This is a genomic window from Niallia sp. CD-39, from assembly GCF_059874745.1.
This window is the reverse complement of record NZ_JCBCPS010000004.1, coordinates 195,041-217,820: the sequence shown is the minus strand read 5'-3', so window position 1 is coordinate 217,820 and position 22,780 is coordinate 195,041. Positions and strand designations below refer to the sequence as shown.

At 37.1% G+C, this 22,780-nt stretch carries 21 protein-coding genes; 13 read left to right on the top strand and 8 right to left on the bottom strand.

The window, feature by feature from the left end:
- Nucleotides 1-1,428 precede the first annotated feature (1,428 nt).
- The 5 genes from AC6F34_RS11330 to AC6F34_RS11310 all read right to left on the bottom strand — a co-directional run bounded on the left by AC6F34_RS11330 (nt 1,429) and on the right by AC6F34_RS11310 (nt 6,226).
- Complete coding sequence (locus tag AC6F34_RS11330; protein ID WP_500772130.1) at nt 1,429-2,421, bottom strand: serine hydrolase domain-containing protein; 993 nt, start codon at nt 2,419-2,421, stop codon at nt 1,429-1,431.
- 439 nt (nt 2,422-2,860) lie between these two features.
- Nucleotides 2,861-3,802 carry a hypothetical protein gene (locus AC6F34_RS11325; protein WP_500772128.1) on the bottom strand — a complete coding sequence of 314 codons (942 nt, stop codon included), beginning with the start codon at nt 3,800-3,802 and terminating at the stop codon, nt 2,861-2,863.
- Nucleotides 3,803-3,860: 58 nt separating this feature from the next.
- A complete protein-coding gene (locus tag AC6F34_RS11320; protein ID WP_500772126.1) occupies nt 3,861-4,319 on the bottom strand; it encodes a small multi-drug export protein in 459 nt (152 codons plus the stop codon).
- A gap of 22 nt (nt 4,320-4,341) precedes the next feature.
- A complete protein-coding gene (locus AC6F34_RS11315) occupies nt 4,342-4,980 on the bottom strand; it encodes a pentapeptide repeat-containing protein (protein WP_500772124.1) in 639 nt (212 codons plus the stop codon).
- 16 nt (nt 4,981-4,996) lie between these two features.
- On the bottom strand, nt 4,997-6,226 hold the full coding sequence (locus AC6F34_RS11310; RefSeq protein ID WP_500772122.1) for an MFS transporter: 1,230 nt from the start codon (nt 6,224-6,226) through the stop codon (nt 4,997-4,999).
- A gap of 143 nt (nt 6,227-6,369) precedes the next feature.
- On the opposite strand from AC6F34_RS11310, the gene AC6F34_RS11305 reads away from it, so the two are divergent.
- The 13 genes from AC6F34_RS11305 to AC6F34_RS11245 all read left to right on the top strand — a co-directional run bounded on the left by AC6F34_RS11305 (nt 6,370) and on the right by AC6F34_RS11245 (nt 19,070).
- Entirely contained in the window at nt 6,370-6,945 is a 576-nt protein-coding gene (locus AC6F34_RS11305; protein WP_500772120.1) for a lysophospholipid acyltransferase family protein, read from the top strand.
- Between the two features lie 120 nt (nt 6,946-7,065).
- Nucleotides 7,066-8,049, top strand: a complete 984-nt coding sequence (locus tag AC6F34_RS11300) for a ring-cleaving dioxygenase (RefSeq protein ID WP_500772118.1) — start codon at nt 7,066-7,068, stop codon at nt 8,047-8,049.
- Nucleotides 8,050-8,243: 194 nt separating this feature from the next.
- On the top strand, nt 8,244-9,437 hold the full coding sequence (locus AC6F34_RS11295; protein ID WP_500772116.1) for a TraB/GumN family protein: 1,194 nt from the start codon (nt 8,244-8,246) through the stop codon (nt 9,435-9,437).
- A gap of 29 nt (nt 9,438-9,466) precedes the next feature.
- Nucleotides 9,467-9,661 (top strand): histidine kinase, encoded by a 195-nt coding sequence (locus AC6F34_RS11290; protein ID WP_500772114.1) that lies wholly within the window; start codon nt 9,467-9,469, stop codon nt 9,659-9,661.
- Nucleotides 9,662-9,855: 194 nt separating this feature from the next.
- Nucleotides 9,856-10,614, top strand: coding sequence for a MerR family transcriptional regulator (locus tag AC6F34_RS11285; RefSeq protein WP_500772441.1), 759 nt, complete (start codon nt 9,856-9,858; stop codon nt 10,612-10,614).
- Between the two features lie 184 nt (nt 10,615-10,798).
- On the top strand, nt 10,799-11,572 hold the full coding sequence (locus AC6F34_RS11280; protein WP_500772112.1) for an ABC transporter ATP-binding protein: 774 nt from the start codon (nt 10,799-10,801) through the stop codon (nt 11,570-11,572).
- Nucleotides 11,573-11,585: 13 nt separating this feature from the next.
- A complete protein-coding gene (locus AC6F34_RS11275; RefSeq protein ID WP_500772110.1) occupies nt 11,586-13,490 on the top strand; it encodes an AMP-binding protein in 1,905 nt (634 codons plus the stop codon).
- The gene (locus AC6F34_RS11270) at nt 13,490-14,374 is read left to right on the top strand and encodes a branched-chain amino acid ABC transporter permease (RefSeq protein WP_500772108.1); all 885 of its coding nucleotides are present in this window, start codon (nt 13,490-13,492) and stop codon (nt 14,372-14,374) included. Before AC6F34_RS11275 ends, AC6F34_RS11270 begins: the two co-directional genes overlap by 1 nt.
- Nucleotides 14,375-14,377: 3 nt before the next feature.
- Nucleotides 14,378-15,439, top strand: a complete 1,062-nt coding sequence (locus AC6F34_RS11265; protein ID WP_500772106.1) for a branched-chain amino acid ABC transporter permease — start codon at nt 14,378-14,380, stop codon at nt 15,437-15,439.
- Between the two features lie 18 nt (nt 15,440-15,457).
- Nucleotides 15,458-16,621, top strand: a complete 1,164-nt coding sequence (locus AC6F34_RS11260) for an ABC transporter substrate-binding protein (protein ID WP_500772104.1) — start codon at nt 15,458-15,460, stop codon at nt 16,619-16,621.
- 60 nt (nt 16,622-16,681) lie between these two features.
- Nucleotides 16,682-17,470 carry an ABC transporter ATP-binding protein gene (locus AC6F34_RS11255; RefSeq protein ID WP_500772102.1) on the top strand — a complete coding sequence of 263 codons (789 nt, stop codon included), beginning with the start codon at nt 16,682-16,684 and terminating at the stop codon, nt 17,468-17,470.
- Nucleotides 17,470-18,624: a phenylacetate--CoA ligase family protein gene (locus AC6F34_RS11250; RefSeq protein WP_500772100.1), complete on the top strand. Its 1,155-nt coding sequence runs from the start codon at nt 17,470-17,472 to the stop codon at nt 18,622-18,624. The genes AC6F34_RS11255 and AC6F34_RS11250 overlap by 1 nt, the downstream gene beginning before the upstream one ends.
- A gap of 74 nt (nt 18,625-18,698) precedes the next feature.
- The gene (locus AC6F34_RS11245) at nt 18,699-19,070 is read left to right on the top strand and encodes a hypothetical protein (RefSeq protein ID WP_500772098.1); all 372 of its coding nucleotides are present in this window, start codon (nt 18,699-18,701) and stop codon (nt 19,068-19,070) included.
- Nucleotides 19,071-19,160: 90 nt separating this feature from the next.
- Here AC6F34_RS11245 and AC6F34_RS11240 read toward each other — a convergent pair whose 3' ends face one another.
- From AC6F34_RS11240 to AC6F34_RS11230, 3 genes are all read right to left on the bottom strand, one after another.
- Nucleotides 19,161-20,153: a DUF3231 family protein gene (locus AC6F34_RS11240; RefSeq protein ID WP_500772096.1), complete on the bottom strand. Its 993-nt coding sequence runs from the start codon at nt 20,151-20,153 to the stop codon at nt 19,161-19,163.
- Nucleotides 20,154-20,441: 288 nt separating this feature from the next.
- Nucleotides 20,442-21,323, bottom strand: coding sequence for a protease HtpX (gene htpX, locus AC6F34_RS11235; RefSeq protein ID WP_500772094.1), 882 nt, complete (start codon nt 21,321-21,323; stop codon nt 20,442-20,444).
- A 118-nt stretch (nt 21,324-21,441) separates the two neighbouring features.
- Nucleotides 21,442-22,710 carry an ATP-binding protein gene (locus AC6F34_RS11230; RefSeq protein WP_500772092.1) on the bottom strand — a complete coding sequence of 423 codons (1,269 nt, stop codon included), beginning with the start codon at nt 22,708-22,710 and terminating at the stop codon, nt 21,442-21,444.
- Nucleotides 22,711-22,780 lie beyond the last annotated feature (70 nt).

Sequence of the window (22,780 nt, the reverse complement as noted above, 5' to 3'; positions counted from 1 at the left end):
TAAAAGAATCTAGGAGACAAACTTGTCAGCTTTTTTCATATTTTTCATTCCTTTTATGGAGTTGATCCAATTGTATCAAACATGTATGTGTAAACGAAAGATACGTGTTTGACAACTTATTAATAACAAAAGCTCTGTTTAACTTTAAGGTTGTTATTATATAAAAAAACGAACTTCCAAGTATATGGAAGTTCTATTTCGTTCTTTACCTTTTTCAATATAGAAACTAAATTCAAACAAAATATAATGCTCAATATAAGCATAAAAATATATGCTACATACAAACTTGCAACAATCATATTTATCTCTCCCTTGGTTTGATAATCTATACTCATACTGCCACGTTAGTTTGAAGTCGAGTAATGCAATAACTCTAGATTACGCATTTCGTTTAGCAGACTTAAACATCCAAAATAAAATTATAAGTGCGAGAACTAATGAAAAGACAATAGCCAACATACTATCTTCACCAAATAATAAAACTAATACAACGTCAAACGTTGGAACACCTAATGCTTTAATCAATGGCAATATAAAAAGAGTCACTGATACTACTGCAAAAAAATGTTAACCAGTAGCTTTTTTCTTTTTACTCATAGAATCCCCCTTTATTTGTAACTTCTTCTCACAACCCTTCTGCTCATTACTCAACAGGTGAAATCACTACTCCTGCTGGCTCAGTGCCTGGGTAATTAAACAAGAGCTCCCTTTAATTGAATGGTAACTTGTTTATTTTTTTTCAGTTTGAGATAATTTTAATTGTTAAAACCTACCGTCTTTGAATCTAATTTTTCACTAAGTAATTTTTCTAATCCTAATTTATCATCATTTGATAGATGATCTGTGTAAATTGGTTCTTCTTTTCCATTATTTAATATAAATATGATAGCTTCATTTAGCTTAACTACACGTTCTACTTTATCAAAGAGAATTAGTTTTCTCGGAAAGAGACTACCTCTATGTATTGACAAGGAATTGTCATTAATAATTAATTAGAATTTCTGAGGTAGTTTGAAATAATAAATTGACTAATATATCATCCCACCCAGTATAATCACTGTTACAATAATATAGAAGTTTGTAAGCCTCCCCATTTTAGAAGTGTAAAAGGCATAGATACCACAGAAAATGATTATTAGCACATATAAAATTAATAGTATACCATTCCAAACCCATTTCTTTTTCGGACCAAATTTATAACTCAAAACCAAACACCCCTTCCACTTATTTCCATTAGTTTTAATGTAACAGAACAAACATAATTATACAATTATAGAATAAAAAAGTATGGTCCTTTATAGCACTAACCTGCCACGTTTATTACATAAGAAAAGCTGCCTGAATTGGCAGCTGTCTTGAATATAAGCACTAGGTTGTTAAAGTAGTACATTCTAATAATACTACCCCTAAGAACCACTATATATATAATTATTCAGTTGTTAATAGGTGATTATATACTTCATAGGCAATTTCCTCTCCAATCGTTCCTCCTATTCCTAACAGGAGTTTAACTATACTCCACATTGAATGTTTTTGCGTAGTAGCAATAATAATCCCCATTTTATTTTCTTTTTTCATTCCAATATAGGTGTTAAATCCGATTGTACCACCGGTGTGCCAATGAATGTTTTCTTGTGTTTGTTTATCTTTAGAAATCATCCATCCTAATCCCATTTGTGTATTATTATCAACTCTAATTTTACTTTGTATTTCATGTGTTTGGTTCAAAACTTGTTGTAAAGGACTATCTGTTAATCCTAAATTTCCTTCTAAGAAAGTCAACATATCATTTAGTGTGCTTTTCAATCCACCAGCTCCCGGTAGTGCAGGAATAGAGAATGGAGGTATTTCTTTGTTTTTGTTATATGAATTGATTACTTTTTGCTGGTTACTATCACTTATATTAATAAAAGTGTTATGCAATCCTAAAGGTTTACAAATTCTCGCATTTATTGCTTCTTCATAATCAGTACCAAGAACACCAGCTAGTAAATTTCCTAAATGCCCTACACCAACATTTGAATATTTCCATTTGTTTTTATACTTTTTTAACTGAAAGTTTGATAAAAAATCGTCTAAATCCTTTGGTTGGTAGGAAGCAAAGGGATTCATTCTATCTTGTACTTTAATATTTGAAGCATCTCTCGGCAAATTCGATTGATGGGTAATTAAATCTCGTAAAGTCATTTCTTTGATATTATTTGAGAATGCTTGGACATAACTTGGCTGATATTTTAATACGGAGTCATCTAATTGAACTATATTATCCCTTATCATTGTCTGTAATAATATAGCAGTAAAAACTTTAGAAATAGAACCACTTTCGAAAATTCTGTCTTCAACGGGTGTATTTAATTTTTCGTCTATGCTACTGAATATAACTTTCTCCCGTTTTGATTCACAATACCAAGTAGGGTACACGAATCGTTACTTCTGTTGTTCTTAGACACTAAAATATTCTTAATTCCTGTCTCCATATTTTTCTCCTTTCAAAATAACCTCTCCCTTAGTCTAAGAACATTCTTTCCGAAGTTGCTAAATAATTTGTCTCCGTAATCTACTCATTCCAAATACTTGCGAAACAGTTATCTTGTCTCGGCACCCTGTTACTCAAATTCGTTGCTAATACTACTTTTCTTCACAGAGCAACCAAGCTTCCGAAATTTTCTATCTTTAATCATTCTTTTCCCTTTTTCAAATTATAAGAAATAGGTTATCTGCATTAATGATGCTAAGAGAGCTTGTATCTCCGTTTGCTCCCACGGTCATCACATAATTAAATGATGCACCTATTGCAAAACAACCTTTCCAATTGGTCACAATCAATATCTACCTTTAATAGAGCCTAAACAAAAGAGGCTTAAGAACAGGATTCAAATAGTTCAATTCTCTCCAAATGAACACGGGTTAGTTCGCACTCCAGTTCATCTCTTTGTACTTTGATATCCTTTAGAGTGGATTTAACAAGGTCATACATTTCTTCTGTCTGTGACAGTGCATCATTAATTCTTCCATGAACCATCCAATCGACAATGATGCCGTCAAAGAAGTAATCGGCAATCGTCAGCATATTGCCGATATCATAATCGTGATGAAAATGCTTTTTAAGATCTAACAACTCTTCTCGAAATTGGCGGAGTGTGTGTTGGGCATTATGGATGAGAGATTGAGCACTATTGTAGCGACTATGTTTAACAAAAGTAGAAATCGTGCCGCCGCCAAACATATCGAAGGTTGACCAATTTTGTGCAGAGCTTAGTTCGTCTAGTGCCTCATCTAACTGATGTTTTGCTTTCTGACCGACTTCAATTGCTTCATTGTATTCTTTTAAACTGGCAAATAAATCTGCTTCTCTTTCTGAAAGTGCGTATAATTGCTCGTTCCAAAAGGAATCACTATCACGGATTAACCGTTCTTTTTCTTTTAGAATCGCCTCATATTCTACGTCAGCATTCGCAACACTAGTAAGCTCTGCTTCAAACTCTCGTATCTCTTTTTCCATATCAGAAATGGTTTCAATCGCTTCCTTATACTTTAGTTTTGTAGCTTCGATCTTCCGTTCTTCTTCATCAATCTTCTCAAGCTTTTTGCCAATCAGAGAATAAAAAACATTGGCTAAGGTAAAAGATTCAAAACGGCTTACATCTTCCTGTTTCTGTTCTAACGAATGTTTATACATATCGCGTTTTTGCATTTCTAGCTGCAAATCAGCCTTTAGGCGTTCCAAATGGTCCTCATACTTCTCTTTTCTTCTCAAATCATCCTTCACAATAATTAACCGCTCATTCAACTCCGTGAACATTTGCGTTCCCCCTAAAATAGCTCTTTCTTTTTATATACGGTAAATGTAGGGGGAGGTTTCATATTTGCAGGAAATCTCGGACCCATTGATCTGCGAAAAACGAAAGAAAACCAATTGTGATGGCATAGACGATGACGGCGATTGAAACCCAGAAAAACGTTTTTTCACGGTCAATCCCTAAAGGAACCATCCCTGCTGCTGTTAGTTGACTACTGAGCATAAAGGAGCCAATGAATGCAAGACCAACTGAGCCGTATCTATGAAAATACTTTACTATTCTTTTGTTTGTTTTTTTGGCTACACGTTCTTTTTTCAAGCGAGAAAAAAATGCGAGAATTTTTTCGCCTAAGAAAATGAAGAGAAGAATCGATAGCACATTACCAGCGATTGCAAAGACAGTAGTGGCAATGGGATTTAATTTAAATACGATGATTCCAACTGGTATGGAAATGAAAGCTTCAACAAATGGAATCATTGCGAGAAAGAATACGCTGATGTATTCAAATGTTACACTCATATAACCCTCCTATTTAATAAAGCTATCCTTCTTTTTTAACTTGTAATCCAATTAATGAGGCAAAGCCAATTGCTTGTTCAGTTGATACAATACATCCTTTTAAGCTTTCAATCTGTACGTGGATTTTCTCGAATGTACAAGTAGTTAGGTCAACGCCAGCTAGACTTGTTTGCGAAAAATCAGCATCATGCAAATCACAATGTGAGAATTGTGTCTTTTGAAGTTTGCATTCATAGAAGTTTGCGCTTTTTAATGTAGTTTGTTGAAAAGCAACCTCTTTTAATCTAGCCATTGGAAAGTTTATAAGGTTTGTATGACAATTCCTAAATGAAACATTCCCTAGTGTGGCTTCAGTGAAGTTCGTTCCAACAAGCTTGCACTCTTTAAACGTTGCTCGATGAATCATCGCTTCTGATAAATTTGTATTAGAGAAGTCACAATGTTCAAAGATGACATCAGTAAAGTCTGCCCCTTGTAAAGAGGCACCGACGAAGTCTACCTGCTTAAAATGGACTTTAGAAAATACGACTCGATTCATTTCTCCATAACTGGCATTAGTATCGCGAATTGTACAAGAGGTGAGGAATGGATCATCGTCATCTATAGAAGCAAAGAGGTCAACCTCAGGCAAGTCTCCGGTGATTCTAGGTTTTACTACCATCAATTATCAACTCATTTCATTCGTTCTTTTGTTGTTTGATTATTTTACCATAGATGAAGAGGACAGGTACTAAAACAATTCCACAGACTAATAGTGCAGTACGGACAGTGAAGATGGTTGCGATCCCACCAATCATCGGTCCCCCAGAAATTTGCCCGATGGAATCGACTTGTCCTTTTACAGAAAAGAAAGTGGCTCTTGTTGATGGATTGCTAATCAATGAGTTTAACCATATATCCTCTAGGGGATACATGACTTTACGTGCCATTTGTACAATACAAAAGAAGAGCAATAGGATGATGAAATGGCTCGATAATGCAAATAAAATTAATGAACAAATGAGGATGAGACTTGTGAAAAGTAATACACGATAGATTGTTGATAACTGTTTATGCAATTGTTGATTTTGGATGATGCTCATGGCGATAAAGCCAATTAGTACAATAATAAAGTTTAATGCACCTGTCACAAGTACGAGCATTTGATTACTGACTTCGGTTAAAAAGGTTAAATCCATTATATGAGAGAGCCATAGGCGATCGAACCCTTCACTGTATAATCCAAAGAATAAAGCAATAAAAAGCAAAAGGCGGATGAGTCGGCTTGCTCGAGCGTATACAACAACTTGTTTTAATTGGTCTTTCATCATCGTCGTACTCGACTTACTCTTTTTCAGTGGGATAAAGCGCTCTTCCTTCATCGTAATGAATAGGAATAACGCAAGCCCAATCATGCATAATCCACCGATGATGATCGGCATCTGAATGAAAGTGAATCCGAGCAAAATGCTAAATGGAATGGCCGTTAATTGTGCAATAGACTCCACTCTTGCCCCAGTTAAAAAAGCATGACCTGCCTTTGTTTCTCCGATTTCGTCGGCAATCCAAGCTTGTAACGATCCACTTGTAAATGTATAGCCGATGCCCCATAAAATTTGAGAGGCAATGACCATTTCTAAAAGCGGAAAAAGCCCCTCAAGTAAAAAGGCAATTCCAACTAATACATACCCAATAATTAAAGCAAGCTTGCGACTTTTTAAGTCTGATACCATCCCGGTAGGAATCTCAAACAAAAACACAGTTAACTCTAATATTGTGCCAACAACCACTAATTGAAGCGGTAATAAGCCAACAACCTGTACATGATAAAGCAATGTAACAGTAAAGATGGTTGTAAAAAAGAATGATGATAAAAAGGTAGTGACAAGATAAACCGTATATGGATCTTTCTGTCTTAATGCGTTCATTGTTTCTCCTCCTTATAGCTATGCTACAAAAAAGAAAAGTAGGTTTCTTTTCCAAAATTGCGATATTTTTAGTACCAAGTATTAAAAGTAGATATAAATTCTATCTCGTTTCCATTATAATAATGGAAAAGGGGGAGAATAGAATGTATCCGTTTATTTGCAATATTTTAAGGATGATCATTCGAATACTTCGTTTGTTAAAGGTAGAGGGAAAGGAAAATATTCCTCGAAACCGTGGATTTGTTGTCACTTGTACACATATAGGCTGGGTGGATGTGATTATGCTTGCCATTGCTCTATATCCTACTGAAATTCATTTTATGGCGAAAAAAGAGCTTTTCAATCGGAAATGGAAAGAATGGTTTTTAAAATCAATTCATGCGTTTCCTGTAAACCGTGAGAATCCTGGCCCGAGTACGTTGAAAATTCCAATAAAATTAATTCGTTCGAATCAATGTGTTGGTATTTTTCCAAGTGGGACAAGAAGTACAGAGGACTTGCCTCTAAAGCGGGGGGCAGTCACAATTGCATTAAAGGCAGATGCCCCACTTGTTCCAGTTATTTATAGCGGACCAAAAACATTTAAAGACTTACTAAAAGGGGAAAAGGCTAAAGTAATTGTTAAAGAAGAAATCATCATGTCCTCGATTTCTGGAGATAGCACAGAGGATCGAATCATTAATGGAGTTCGTGTCCTTCAGGAAAGGATGAATGGCTAGAATGGGCTAATTTACACAGAAAGATCAATTTGATGTTTGACAACAAATAATTCGTATGGTATATTTATCTCGAAATAAAGATATTTTAATTCGAAATAAATTTCGATGGAGGGATTATTTATGAATGGTTTAAAAGGAATCCACCATGTTACAGCAATTACGAGCAGCGCAGAAAAGAATTATGAATTTTTTACGTATACATTAGGAATGCGATTGGTAAAGAAGACAGTTAACCAAGATGATATCAAAACCTATCATTTATTCTTTGCAGATGACAAAGGAAACGCAGGAACGGATATGACGTTCTTTGATTTTCCTGGCATTCCAAAAGGATCTCACGGCACGAATGAAATTTCTAAAACATCTTTTCGTGTTCCATCAGATGAGGCGCTTGAATATTGGGTAAAACGTTTTGACCGCTTGGAGGTTAAGCATTCTGGGATTCAAGAGCAGTTCGGTAAAGAGACATTATCATTTGTTGATTTTGATGATCAATACTATCAACTAATTTCTGATGAAAACAACGTAGGTGTAGAATCAGGGATACCTTGGCAGAATGGTCCAATTCCATTAGAGTATGCAATCACTGGTTTAGGTCCAATTTTTGTACGGGTAGCGAACATCGATTATTTCTCAGAAATGATGGAAAATGTGCTTCAATTTAAAAAGATTGATCATGAGGGCTCATTTCATTTGTTCGAAGTAGGTGAAGGTGGAAATGGGGCAGCTCTTATTGCAGAACATAACATAACTCTTCCTCAGGCAAGACAAGGGTTTGGTACAGTTCATCATGTGGCTTTCAGTGTTGAAGATAGAAAGGCAATTGATTATTGGGATGAGCGAATCCGCGAATTTGGGTTCCAAACATCTGGTCATGTTGATCGCTTCTTCTTTGAATCTTTATATGCAAGGCTTGCACCGCAAATTTTATTCGAATTTGCAACAGTCGGTCCAGGATTTATGGGGGACGAACCATATGAAACACTTGGGGAAAAGCTATCACTTCCTCCTTTCTTAGAAGGAAAGAGAGAGCAAATCGAAGAGAAGGTACGTCCAATTGATACAGTAAGAAGCACAAAGAAAATTGAAAAAGAATATGAATAAAACAGTTGGCTCGAGTGAAACCTCGAGCCTTTTTACATTTTGATATGCGAGAAACTGGCAAAAAAACATTCTCAATTTGGCCATTGTAGTTTACTATTAAATACAAAGGGTAATAGTTGAGTTCATTCATGTATTTCTGTAATCTAGTAGAAAGTCTTATAATATGTTTCTTTTGTTGAAAAGGAAGGGAATTTATGTCGGAAGATAATTTGGATATAGTACACGATGAAGATAATATAACGAGAATTCACTTAAACGGGAAAGAATACATACTTATTGGAACAGCTCATATTTCCAAGCATAGCGCAGAGCAAGTAAAGGAAGTTATTGAAAGAGAGCAACCTGATTCAGTTTGTGTGGAATTAGATGCACAGCGATATCAATCGATTGTTGATGGCAACAAGTGGAAGGACATGGACATATTTAAGGTCATTAAAGAAAAGAAAGCGACACTTCTTTTAATGAACTTAGCAATTTCATCTTTTCAAAATCGAATGGCCAAGCAATTTGATATTAAAGCTGGGCAAGAAATGATTCAAGGGATTGAATCTGCAAAAGATGTTGATGCGAAGCTAGTATTAGCTGATCGAAACATTCAAATCACGTTTTCAAGAATATGGCGAGGCTTAGGATTTAAAGGGAAAATGCTGCTTCTATCGCAAGTCATTGCTGGTATCTTTAGCGATGAAGAAATTACGGAAGAAGAGCTAGAAAAGATGAAGAAGCAAGACACAATCGATGCAATCTTGGCTGATTTCACTGAAAATTTCCCACAATTAAAAAGGCCGCTTATTGATGAGCGTGATCAATATTTATCACAGAAAATTAAAGAAGCTCCTGGTGAAAAGATCGTTGCTGTTTTAGGGGCTGCCCATGTTCCAGGTATTAAAAATGAAATCCATAATGACCATGACTTGAAGAAATTAACGGAGCTACCTCCTAAATCAAAAGCACCAAAAATCATCGGATGGAGCATCCCATTTGTTATCTTGGCGTTAATTATAGCTACATTCCTTTCAAATCCAGAAACAGGTATGCAACAAACGATTAGCTGGATCCTTTGGAATGGGAGTTTAGCTGCACTTGGAACGATTTTAGCATTTGGACACCCAGTAGCGATTATAGTTGCTTTTATCGCTGCACCATTTACAACCTTGGTACCATTTTTAGCGGCAGGGTGGTTAGCGGGGATTGCACAAGCTTATTTCCGCAGGCCGAGTGTACGCGATTTTGAACGCTTATCAGAGGATGTATTTACATTTAAAGGATTTTGGAGAAACAAAGTGACGAGGATATTATTAGTGGTTGTACTGGCGAATATCGGAAGTTCAATAGGTACATTTGTTGGTGGTGCCGATGTCCTTCGTTTATTTATCCAAAATTTCTAATGTGAAGTGAAGAAGGGAAGAGCAACAAAGTGAAAAAAAAGATTCCAGCGATGATTGCTGTTATGATATTCGTTTTTTCAATTGCCTTGTGGATGCTAGGTCGTGATTTTGCCGAAATCGAAGAGTGGATTCGAGTACTGATTTCGATTGGAGCAGCCATTTTATCAGGTACAATATTAATGACATTCTTTTTTTTAGATCAACATAAACAGGAATCAAACTAAACCAGTAGGAGAAATCTTACTGGTTTTTCAGTTTTTCTTTTAAGAAGCACATACTACTACAGTCTCTACCATGCGAAATCAGCTTAGAGGGTGTATCCAAAAAATATGTGATTTTTCCTATTGACCTTCACGCAACGTCAATGTGTATCGTTTAGAATAAGAGGAGCAAAATGGATGAAGGGAGGTTGGAAGAAGTGGAATATACGATTCAGAAGCTCGCGCAATTAGCACAGGTTAGCACACGAACATTGCGATATTATGATGAAATAGATTTGTTAAAGCCAGCAAGAATTAATTCCTCGGGTTATCGGATTTATGGACAGAACGAAGTGGACATTCTTCAGCAAATTCTATTCTATCGCGAGCTTGGAGTTGGATTAGATGAGATCAAGCAAATCATCCAATCGCCTGCTTTTGATGAAGTTGAAGCGTTGCAAAACCATAAACGTGCGCTCCTTGAAAAAAGAAAGCAGTTAGAAGAATTGATACGAAATGTAGATTCGACTATTGCCAGTAAAAAAGGAGAGATGAACATGTCAGATAAGGAAAAGTTTAAAGGTTTTAAACAAAGATTAGTTGATGAGAATGAGAAACAGTTTGGAAGTGAGATTCGTGAAAAGTATGGGGAGAAGACGATTGAAGCTTCGAACCAGAAAGTACTAAACATGACAGAAGAGGAATACAGGGAAGTGCAACAATTGGAGCAGGAAATGATTGCTGCGTTAACAGAAGCAATCAAAACAAATCCAGCGAGTGCACAGGCTCAAAAAGCAGTAGAGCTTCATAAAAAGTGGCTTATGTTTTATTGGAAAGACTATTCGAAGGAAGCGCATGCGGGACTCGCTGACATGTATGTAGCTGATGAACGATTCAAGGCTTACTATGATCAGCATCAAGAAGGATTCGCTCAATTTTTAAGAGATGCTATTCATATGTACGCCTTTGGAAAATAAGATGACGATGAGTAAAGCTGTTGAGACAATGTCTCAACAGCTTATTTTTTTACAGAATATATTACTTTTAAAAGCTTGTACAAATTAATTGTCATATTAAAATTGCTTACTTCATAGAAATGACCTATAGAAACAAGGTAAGGGGAGTTTGGAAAAAGTAAGCGTTTTCATGGGAGGTGGGAATTTGTCCATTTTAGAGATTCAAGATATAACACTCAAATTTGGGGGCGTCGTTGCATTAGATCACGTTAGTTATGAAGTGAAAAAAGGGGAGATTTTTTCATTAATTGGGCCAAACGGTGCGGGAAAGACGAGCATGCTTAATTGCATAAGTGGGCTCTATCGGCCGATTGCAGGGTCAATCTTATTTAACGGAGAGGATATTACACATTTAAAACCGCATAAACGTGCAGGATTAGGGATTGCACGTGCTTTTCAAAACATAGAGCTTTTTCCACATTTGTCTGTTTTGGACAACCTTATGCTTGGGCGACATGTCAGGATGAAAGCAGGAGTATTATCAGGCGGCTTTTTCTGGGGAAAAGCGCAAAGGGAAGAAATCGAGCATCGAAAAAAAGTGGAGGACGTTATAGACTTTTTGGAAATTGAGCATATTCGCCATACACCGGTTGGTTCTCTTTCATACGGGTTACAAAAGCGTGTTGAAACTGGACGAGCATTAGCGTTAGAGCCTGAAATTCTCTTATTAGATGAACCAATGGCGGGAATGAATTCTGAAGAAAAAGAGGATATGGCACGATACATTTTGGATATTCATGCAGAAATGAGCACAACGATTATTTTGATCGAGCACGATATGAGTGTAGTTATGGATTTATCTGACCATATTGCAGTACTCGATTTTGGAAAACTAATTGGGTACGGAACACCTGATGAAATTCAAAATAATCCAAGGGTGATTGAAGCATACCTCGGCGATGAAAGTTTAATTCCGTAATGGGGGTGAAAAAATGACAACATTTCCAATCCTTTTGGAGGAACGGGCGAAAAAGAGCCCAAAAAAAATTGCTCTAAGGCGAAAGCAATTTGGAATATGGAATGAATATTCAAATGAGCGTTTATTTCAACTCGTAAAGAATTTTAGTCTTGGGCTCTCCACGCTAGGGTTTAGAAGAGGAGATAAGATTGCAATTGTTGGTGATAATCGACCGGAATGGGTCATAAGTGAATTAGCAGCTCAAAGCTTAGGTGGTGTGACTGTTGGTGTGTATCAAGAGTCGCTTGCGCATGAAATGAAATATATTCTGAAGGACTCTGAGGTCAGCATTATTGTAGCAGAGGATCAAGAGCAAGTAGATAAAATTTTTGAAGTCATAGCAGATGTGCCTCACATTCTGGCTGTCATTTATTATGACCCTAGAGGAATGAGGAACTATCATTCTCACACGCTATTTTACTTTGAAGAAATGATTAGAAGAGGCAAAGAATACAATCACAAAAATCCTCATTTCTTTGAAGAAGAGCTCTATAAGGGCAGCGGTGATGATTTAGCGATTCTCTCTTATACTTCTGGAACGACGGGCAAACCGAAAGGAACGATGCTAACCTTTAACAACTTGCTGAACATGGCTAAAAATCTTTCCGATCTTGATCCACTTACTGACCATGATGAATATGTATCCTTTTTACCCCTTGCTTGGATTGGCGAGCAAATGATGACTTTTGCAATGGGGCTCTACAATGGCATCACTGTCAATTTTCCAGAAGAGCCAACGACCGTGCTCGAAGACTTAAGAGAAATCGGTCCGCATGTTCTGTTTTCTCCACCGCGTATCTATGAAGATATGCTTTCGCGCTTTCAAGTGAAAATACAAGATAGTTCGTGGGTGAAAAGAAAAGTATATGAATGGTGTAAGCCTGTTGGGAAGAAGGTCGCACAAGCCCATTTTGAAAATAAAGAGCTAACCTTTTCTACAAAGCTGAAATTCAAGGTTGCTGACTACTTTATGTTTAGTGCGATTAGAGATCACCTCGGGTTATTGAGAATGAAGCGTGCTTATACAGGCGGAGCTCCTCTTGGTCCTGATGTTTTTGAGTTCTTCCATAGTATAGGTGTCAATGTTAAGAGTATTTATGGTCAAACAGAAGTAGCTGGCATCGCTATTGTTCATAGAGATGGAGATATCAAACTTGATAGTGTCGGTGTCCCAATTCCGGGGACAGAAGTGAAAATTTCTGATGATGGAGAAATTCTCATTAAAAGTGAGAGTGTGTGCTCAGGTTATTACAACAATCAAGAAAGCACAAACGAGACAATTCAAGAGGGGTGGCTGAAAACAGGAGATGCTGGATCGATAGACGATAGTGGACATGTGTATGTCATTGATCGCTTAAAGGACGTCATCCGCTTGGATTCTGGTGAAATGTTCTCCCCACAATTTATTGAGAATAAATTAAAATTCAGCTCCTATATACAGGAAGCTGTAGCCATAGGAAAAGAAAGACCATATGTCGTCGCAATGATCAACATTGATATGAAAAATGTTGGTAGATGGGCAGAGAAAAACCAGATTAGTTATACAACCTATACAGACCTCTCCTCTAAGACAGAAGTGCTGAAGCTAATTGAGGACCAAGTTGGACAAATGAACGAATCATTGCCAGAAAAAGCACGAATCAAAAAATTTGTTCTTTTATATAAGGAACTTGATGCAGATGATGAAGAGTTGACCAGAACGAAGAAAGTCAGACGACAATTTGTTGCCAAAAAATATGAAGATTTGATCAATGGCTTGTACTCCGATGAAAAGGAAATCAAGGTAATCGGTACAATCAAATATCGTGATGGTGCTCAGCAAACAATTGAAACAAAGCTGCAAGTAATCGAAATGAAGAAGGGAGAGGGGGCAGCTTAATGATCTTTTTCTTGCAAATGCTTGTGACTGGAATTGTCATTGGGAGTGTATATGCATTAGTCGCATTAGGGTTTGTATTAATTTATAAATCTAGTGACGCGATTAACTTCGCACAAGGAGAATTTTTATTGATTGGAACGTATGTCTGTTTAACGCTTGTCAGTTTTTACAATATTCCATTCCTAGCAGCCCTTCTCCTTTCCCTATTATTCAGTGCTGTACTTGGTTTTGTTGTCGAACGGATTGTTCTTCGTCCGTTTATCGGAGAACCCGTTATCTCGATGATTATGGCAACGATTGGGCTATCAAGTGTGTTAGCTGGAATTGTTCATATAATTTGGGGGCATGAAACGAGGGTTTTCCCTTCTATCTTTCCTAGCTCACCGATAAAAATTGGTGAAATCGCCATTGCACCAGTCTATTTATGGTCACTTGTTATTGTTGTGTTCATGCTTATTATTTTTACGCTGTTCTTTAAATATTCGAAAATTGGAATTGCAATGCGAGCAACAGCTGACGATCAACAAGCTGCCCTTTCTATGGGAATTAGTGTAAAAATGATCTTTGCTGTTGCTTGGGCAATCGCAGCAATTGTTTCAGCGGTTGGTGGTGTTTTATTAGGAAACATCAACGGTGTTAATTCTTCCTTGTCCGCCATTGGGTTAAAGGTTTTGCCAGTTGCAATTTTAGGCGGATTGGATAGTATTCCCGGGGCAATTGTCGGTGGTTTAATTATCGGGATATTAGAGAGTTTTACTGGTGGTTATTTAGATCCATTAGTTGGTGGAGGTTTAAAAGAAGTCATGCCATTTATCATCCTCGTATTCATCCTTATGTTTAAGCCATATGGATTATTTGGCAAAAAAGAGATAGAGAGGGTGTAGACTATGAGAAATCCGTTTGTAATGGATTGCGGGGAATACCATGTCAATTATAAGCAAGACATGGCGATATGGAAGATTCCTAGAATTCGTTTGCGCATCATGATCATCATAGCATTCTTTGCGATTTTTCCTTTCTTAACCTCTGATTACATTATTAGTTTAGCCACATTATGTGGAATTGCAGCTATTGGGGCAATCGGGCTGAACATTCTAACTGGATATACGGGACAAATTTCGATCGGTGTCGGTGCTTTTCTCGGTGTAGGTGGGTACACTTCAGCCATACTTACGGCAACACTTGGATTGAGCTTTTGGATTGCTTTACCTGTTGCAGGGATCATCACTGCAGTTGTTGGTGGACTTTTCGGACTCCCATCCTTAAGGCTGAAAGGGCTTTACTTAGCGATAGCAACACTTGCAGCACAGGTAATCATTATCTTTGTCATTTCTAGATGGGATTCATTAACTGGGGGAACAGCTGGAATGGTTTTATCAAGGCCAGAGGTCGGTGGCTTTGTGTTTGCAAGTGAAAGAAGTTATTACTATCTCATGTTTATTATCTTAGTTTTGACAACTATTTTTGCTTTGAATTTATTCCGTTCTCGTGTAGGAAGAGCTTTCATTGCAGTACGAGATCGTGATGTTGCAGCAGAGGTTATGGGCATCGATTTATTTAAATACAAAGTACTTGCGTTTATCGTCAGCTCCTTCTTCATTGGCATTGCAGGTGCGCTCCTTGGGCACTATACAATGGTTGTTAGCCCAGAGCTTTACAGCATGTCGGTATCGATTGAATACCTTGCGATTATTCTGGTTGGTGGGCTTGGGAGTGTTTTTGGTTCTATTTATGGAGCAGTGTTCATTACACTATTGCCCGTCTTTCTTCGATCAATCATTGATTTACTAAGCGGCGTGTTTCCAGACTTGTCAGCTGTTTTACTTGGACTTAGGGAAGTTGCTTTTGGTTTGGTCATTATTCTGTTTTTAATCTATGAACCTCAAGGGTTGGCGAAGATCTGGAAGAACATTAAAGACTATTTTAAGCTGTGGCCATTTTCATATTAATAAATGAGGGGGATTTATATGGGGAAGATTGTAAAAACGTTCTTGATGGTAAGCTTGCTTATAGGGACTTTGGTAGCTTGTTCAGGTGGAGGCTCTACTAGTGACACGATTAAGTTTGGTGGGCTATATGATTTAACAGGTGGGACTGGAGATGTCGGAACGCCTTATGCAGAAGGATTAAAGGCATATTTTGATTCTATTAAAGATGATGAAATCAATGGTCATAAAGTCGAATTAATCGGTGATGATTATGCGTATAAAATTCCAGAGGCACAAAAGCTTTATCAGAAATTGAAATCAAAAGATAAAGTGTCTGCCATATTAGGATGGGGAACTGGTGATACGGAAGCTTTAAGAACCCAAGTGGCGGCAGATAAGCTCCCATTTATCTCGGCTTCTTATTCTGAAAATCTAAAGAATATGGATGAAAGTCCATACAATTTCTTATCAGCAGCTACCTATTCTGATCAGGCGAGAACAGTCTTAACGTGGATCAAGGAAAATCATCAAGGCGAGAGTCCAACAGTAGCGTTGCTTTATAATGACACAGCATTTGGGAAGTCTCCAATTGAGGATATAAAAGAGTTTGCTAAAGAAGTTGGGATTGAAGTAGTAGATGAACAAGTTGTTGAATTAAGTGCATTAGATTCAACATCTCAACTATTAAATATGGAAAAGAAAAACCCTGACTATGCGATCATCAATCAAACGTGGGGAGCTACGTCTACGATATTAAAGGATGCGGAGAAGCTTGGTATTGACACACAGTTTATCGGATTAAACTGGGCAGCAGGGGAAGGCTTAATTCCAATCGCTGGTGATGCAGCAGAAGGATTTATTGGTGTAATTACGCATGCATTTCCTTATGAAGATTTACCAGGCATGGAGGAAATTAAAACGTATTTAGAAGGAAAAGGCGAAAATCTAGAGGAAAAGAACCAGAAATTCATTCAAGGTTGGGTTTCCGCGAAAATTATGATTGAGGGAATGAAGTTAGCAGATGATCCCACGACTGGTGAAGGAATTAGACAAGGATTAGAGAAAATTCAAAACCTTGAGTTTGGTGGTTTGGCTGCCCCAGTATCCTTTTCAGTCGATAATCACGCTGGTACAAATCAAATTCGACTAGCTAAAGTTGAAAACGGGAAATTTGAAGTGTTTACAGATTATATCGGCCATTAATGAGAAGAGGGGTGATTTTTCACCCCTTAATCGATTTGTGATCAAGAAAGGAGAAGTCTCTTGCTAACTTTAAATAATGTTGAGGTTATGTACGACAAGGTTATTCTTGTTCTGAAGGGAATGTCTCTCGTTGTGCCAAAAGGGAAAATCGTTGCTTTATTAGGAAGTAATGGCGCTGGGAAAACGACAACGTTAAAAGCCATTTCTGGTTTATTAAAAAGTGAAAATGGAGAAGTGACAGATGGTTATATTGAGCTTTATGGAGAGCGTATTGATGCTAAGGATGCCGAAGCAATTGTAAAAAGAGGCATTTTTCAATGCATGGAAGGTAGAAGGGTGTTCAAGCACTTAACGGTAGAGGAAAATTTAATTGCAGGTGCACATACGAGAAAGGATCGGAAACATCTAAAGGATGAATTACAAAAGGTGTATCATTTCTTTCCGAAGTTAGAAGAGTTAAAAGGCAATCAAGCGGGGTATTTGTCAGGCGGAGAGCAGCAGATGCTTGCAATTGGAAGAGGCATCATGGCGAAGCCAAAAGTACTATTGCTTGATGAACCTTCACTTGGACTTGCTCCATTGCTAGTAAAAGAAATCTTCTCGATCATTAAACGAATCAATGAGGAAGAAGGTACAACAATTTTAGTAGTGGAGCAAAATGCGAATATTGCTCTTTCAATTGCAGACTACGGCTATATTATGGAAAACGGTAGGATTGTGATGGATGGTACGGTAGAGCGCCTGCTTTCTAATCAAGATGTAAGGGAGTTTTACTTAGGGATGGGCGATAAGGGGAGAAAAAGTTACAAAGATATTAAATCGTATAAACGAAGAAAGCGGTGGTTGTAGTGGACAAGGTAAAAGAAATCATTCGGTATGCTTACAACCATTCTCCAAGCTTTTACAAACGGATGAATGAGGCAAAGCTTATCCCAGAATATATAAAAACGATTTCAGATGTTAATCGGATTCCTGTTTTACAAAAGGATCATTTGCCAGATATGCAAAAGAATGAACCGCCATTTGGACGAATGCTTACTCATTCAGTAAGTGAGCTTGGGCGAATCTTCATGTCTCCAGGACCCATTTATGACCCGGAACCAAAGGTGGACGATTATTGGCGTTTTTCAGAAGCGCTTCGAGCAGCAGGATTTACGGCTGATGATCTCGTGCAAAATACGTTTTCTTATCATTTATCGCCAGCGGGATTTATGTTTGATAGTGCTCTAAGAGAAATCGGTGCTTCAATTATTCCAGCCGGGACAGGAAATCGTGAATTGCAGGTGCAGCTAATCAAGGATCTTGCTGTAACAGGATATGTTGGTACACCTAGCTTTTTTCAACTACTTCTTGAAACAATAGATTCTAAAGACTATCGCATTGGTAAGGATATTCATCTCAAAAGAGCGTTCTTTACGGCAGAACCAACTTCAAAAGAGTTAAGAAAACGCTGTGAAGAAGAGGGCATATCTACTTTTGAGGGATATGGAACGGCGGATTGTGGCTGTATTGCCTATGAAGACAAAGTAGGACAAGGATTAAAAGTAACAAATTCAGCTTTTATTCAAATCTGTCACCCACTCACAGGCGAACCGGTGGAAAATGAACCCGGGGAGATTGTTGTGACGACATTTGATCATCATTATCCACTTATTCGTTTTGGAACAGGTGATTTATCACAATGGGTAGATGGAGAAGTTGGATCACGCATTGTCGGAATAATAGGACGGGTGAGTGATGGTGTAAAGGTAAAAGGAATGTTTGTGAGAGAGAAACAATTGAGAGAAGCGATTGAATCACAAGGGTATTCCAACTTCCGGGCAGTTGTTACACATGAAGGCAATCAAGATGTGCTTAATGTTTTTGTGGAAACAGATGGCGATTTACCAGCAAACTTTATTCGAAATATTCAAGATGTGATTCGGGTAAGGCCAAATGTTTTTGCAGTTCATTCTTTGGCGAAGGCAGATGAGAAATGCTTAGTTGATGAAAGAAAGAGCTAGAAAATCCACATAAATGAACAATTACATCCATACAATGGTGTATAGCTTGGTATGTAGGAGAGTGGGTTGATCAGATGATTACACTGGAAATGATGAAGCGGTATATGGAGCTTACAAAACAAAAGAAAGCATTAGATTCTGAGATGAATGAGATGAAAAGTACATTTAATTTATACTTCGACCATATGGTCGGAAAGAATGAAAAAGGGGAAGTTCGAATTAAGGATTATAAATTACAACGGCAAGTGAGAAAATCTGAAAAATACCGAATTGAGGATACCGTGAAGAAATTAGATCATTTGCATTTCTCAGAGCTCACATTAAGAGTACCAGACGAAGATAAAATCAAATCTGCAATTGAATTAGATTTAATAAAAGAAGAGGACCTTTCTGATTGTATAGAAACTAAGTGGTCGAATGCTATTTATGTAAAAGAAGTGGACTAAGCTAAAATCATGTAGGGGTTGAAGATGTTCCCTACATGATTTTTTATTAAGATTGTATCCACACTTCTCTTAGATTTTCGCAGTAACAAATCAAGGGTGTGGTTTATTCAAGGAAGGTGGTTCTTCATACCACCCATTTTCAATCATGATTTTTAAACCATCTCTAGAAAAGGCATATACATCTTTTGCAATTAAACCATAACTAACGAGTAAATCGTTTCTTAGACTAAAACCAATGCCAAAGCTGTTTGCTCCCATGCTAAAATTACATAGTAAATATGTACAATACATCATTAACTTATCGGAAAATGGCGCAACATTTGAAGTCGTTACGGTCCCTTTAGTAGCCGACGAAGGTTGAATATCATTTTCATGAAGCAATTTAGTCATGTCAGTAATGATTTTTTTTGATAACTCTTTTCCGTGAGTCATGTATTTGACGACATCTGGATTATTGGCAGTTTGTTCGAAACCAGTCATTAGTTCAAGCCCTGCAACATTCGTTTCAATTGAATGGGAGAGATAAGCATACTCAATTGTAGACAATGGTCGTTTTTTGCTTTTGAATAGTGAGTTGCCTTTTAAATAACTTTCATCTGTTATAAAGCCTACTGATTTGGGCATTTCAATGGAAACAGGTGGAGCAAGCGCTCCATGTGTAACAAGGTAACTTGTAAATTCTTTATAGAAATGTTGAGTGATTCTAGAAAGTTCTTCGTAAAATGTAATAATATCCTCACGGTAGGCCATTGTTAAATGCAATGTATACATCCCCATGCTGATCTCTTTAAGAATTCGTGAAAACATAATGTTAAAGTTGCGATCAAATAATTTTGGTGCCTGCAAGTTCACATCAGCTTCCGTAAACCCAACCGGAATGACTGAACCTTCTTCTGAGAAGATTTTTCTAATCTTATCTACTTGAGGCAGCATCTTCTTATGTAATCCACTTAAGAGCTTTTTTTGAACGATATCATCTGTCGAATGAATAAAAAATTCCAGTACACGAATGATCAGTGTCTTTTTCTGATAAGTCATCCATAACGCGCCAACTTCAGTTGAATTTAGCTTCGGCTTCTTCATTAGGTGATCCTCCAGTATGTCTCTTAGTTTCCTTTAGTATTAATCAATTTAAGCGGACAATGCATTTTTTTTGAAAAAATATACGTCTCTACTAAAGAAAAGAGAATCCAAAAGAGTTGGATTCTCTAGTTTCTCATACGTCCCAATTTGATCCATCGGTTTTATTGGGGTCTTCACTCTACTAAGTGTATAGTTTGGCAGGCGTTTTGAAGACTGTCTGATGGTTTTTTCAGTTTTAAAAAAAGTAGACAAAAGTCAGTATACGACTTTGTCTACTTTTTTAATGCTTTATTTAGCTCGTAAGCGGCTAATACGATCGTCTAAATCTGGGTGTGTTGAAAAGATGCTCGATTTCTTTTTGTTGTTGATCTTTAATGTAGAAATGGCTGTATCTTCCTCATCTCTCATACGGCTTGTGTATGATTTTAAGCTTTCTAAAGCATGGACCATCTTATCTTTTCCTGCAAGGTCTGCTCCACCACGGTCAGCATGGAACTCACGATGACGAGAATAAGCAAATACGACAAGACTTCCTAAAATAGAGAAGACAATCTGGAATACGATTACAGCAATAAAATGAACAATTGGTGCCATTTCTTCTTTTACGAATCGTGACGCAATCCAGGCAGCAATTCGTGATAAGAAGACAACAAATGTGTTAACAACACCTTGTAGCAATGTCATTGTTACCATATCTCCGTTGGCAACGTGGGCAACCTCGTGTGCAATAACTCCTTCAACCGCGTCATCATCCATTTCAGTTAGAAGACCAGTTGAAACAGCAACTAATGAACGCTTCTTAGAAGGTCCAGTTGCGAATGCGTTCACTTCAGGAGAATTATAAATCCCAACTTCTGGCATATGAGTAAGGCCAGCAGCTCTTGATAAACGGTGTACTTTTTCAACAATAGCTCGCTCGTGTGGAGATAATGAACCATTCGGATCGAGCACTTGAACGTTCATCATTTTTTTTGCCATCCAGCGAGACATCGCTAGAGAGATAAATGAACCAGAAAAACCAATAATGGCACTGAAAATCAATAATTGACCAAAGTTGATGTAGCCATTCGAATCGAGGTAGTTACCAGCACCAGTAACCATAAAGATAATACTAATTGTTAATAAAACGAGAACATTCGTTAGTAGAAAGTAAAATATACGCTTTCCCATTTCCTCACCCTTCACTTTTTTCTGGTCATACGACCTTTTCTTTTACATTATTATAAGTTGTATGAGGGCAATTATCAAATGATACCTTCATTCAATATAGTACTTGACCACTCGAACATCAATACCGTTCATTTTTGCTTGCTTTATTATATGTAGGAAAGGTGAAAGTAAATATAGAACCGACTTCAATTTCACTTTCAACGTGAATAGTACCCTTCATCATTCTTGCGATACTAAATACAACCATCATGCCCAAGCCAGTTCCTTTCGCACCTTTTGTTGAATAATAGGGTTCTCCTAACTTCTTGATTTGATCTTGTGACATTCCAACACCAGTATCCCGTACTATAATCGTGACATGCGATTTACTATATTCAGTTGTTATGTAAAGATGACCTCCACGTGGCATTGATTCAATCGAATTTTTTAATACGTTTAAAAAACATTGATGAAATTTTTGTCTTTCCCCTTCAATAGAGCCGATAATAGAAAAATCTGTATGTATCTTTACTGAATTTTGATTTGCAGTTGGCTGTAAAATGTTGATCACCTTATTTAGCTCTGTTTTAACTTGTATTTCTTCTACGTAATTCATTGAAGGTTTTGAGAATGTAAGATAATTCTGTATAACCCTTTCAGCAGACTCCAACTCATCATTCACGATGTTTAAATACTCTGTTCTTTTTTTGCTTGAAATGGTCGCGTCCTTTAGCAAGTGTACAAACCCCATGGCTGCAGTTAAAGGATTCCGTATTTCATGAGAAATGGCTGCACCCATTTGCTCAACAGCCTCTAGCTTTTCTGTCATAATCATTGAATGTTGTATTTTTTCATTTTTTAATGCGTATTCAATGATATAAGCAGCCATATAAACGCCCAATGTAGGGATGACTATATAACCAAACCATAGGTCAATGTGATTAAGTACTGATGTATCTAGAATTACACAATATGTGACGGATAGGAAATTACATATTAATACGAGGCTGACAATGAATAATATTCTTTTTCGAGAACTCATGGACCAAAAGTACGGATACAATTTATAGAAAATGATTCCTAGTATAATAAAGGCAGCGGATTGAAAATAAAAGCCAAAGTCAACTCCATAAAATGCTCGAATGACGATAATAGCGATGGCTATCATCGGTCCAATGCCTACATAGAGTCCCCCTAAAATAACAGGAACAATTCTTAAATCGATTTGGACATTTTCGATCGGTCTATAGGAGAATTGAAAGCAAATGACCAACATGATGACAATCCAAATAAAAGAAGTTAGTTTTGAATAGGAGAACCTATTGTTTTCTTGGGACCACACTAATGAAAAGAATAGGACAATGATAAGTAAGGATAGATTAAAAATTAAATGACTTGTGATCTCCAATTTGTTCACCCTCACAAATGTTGATACCAAAATTTTATCTCTTTTGAAAAAATTAGACAATATGAACAAT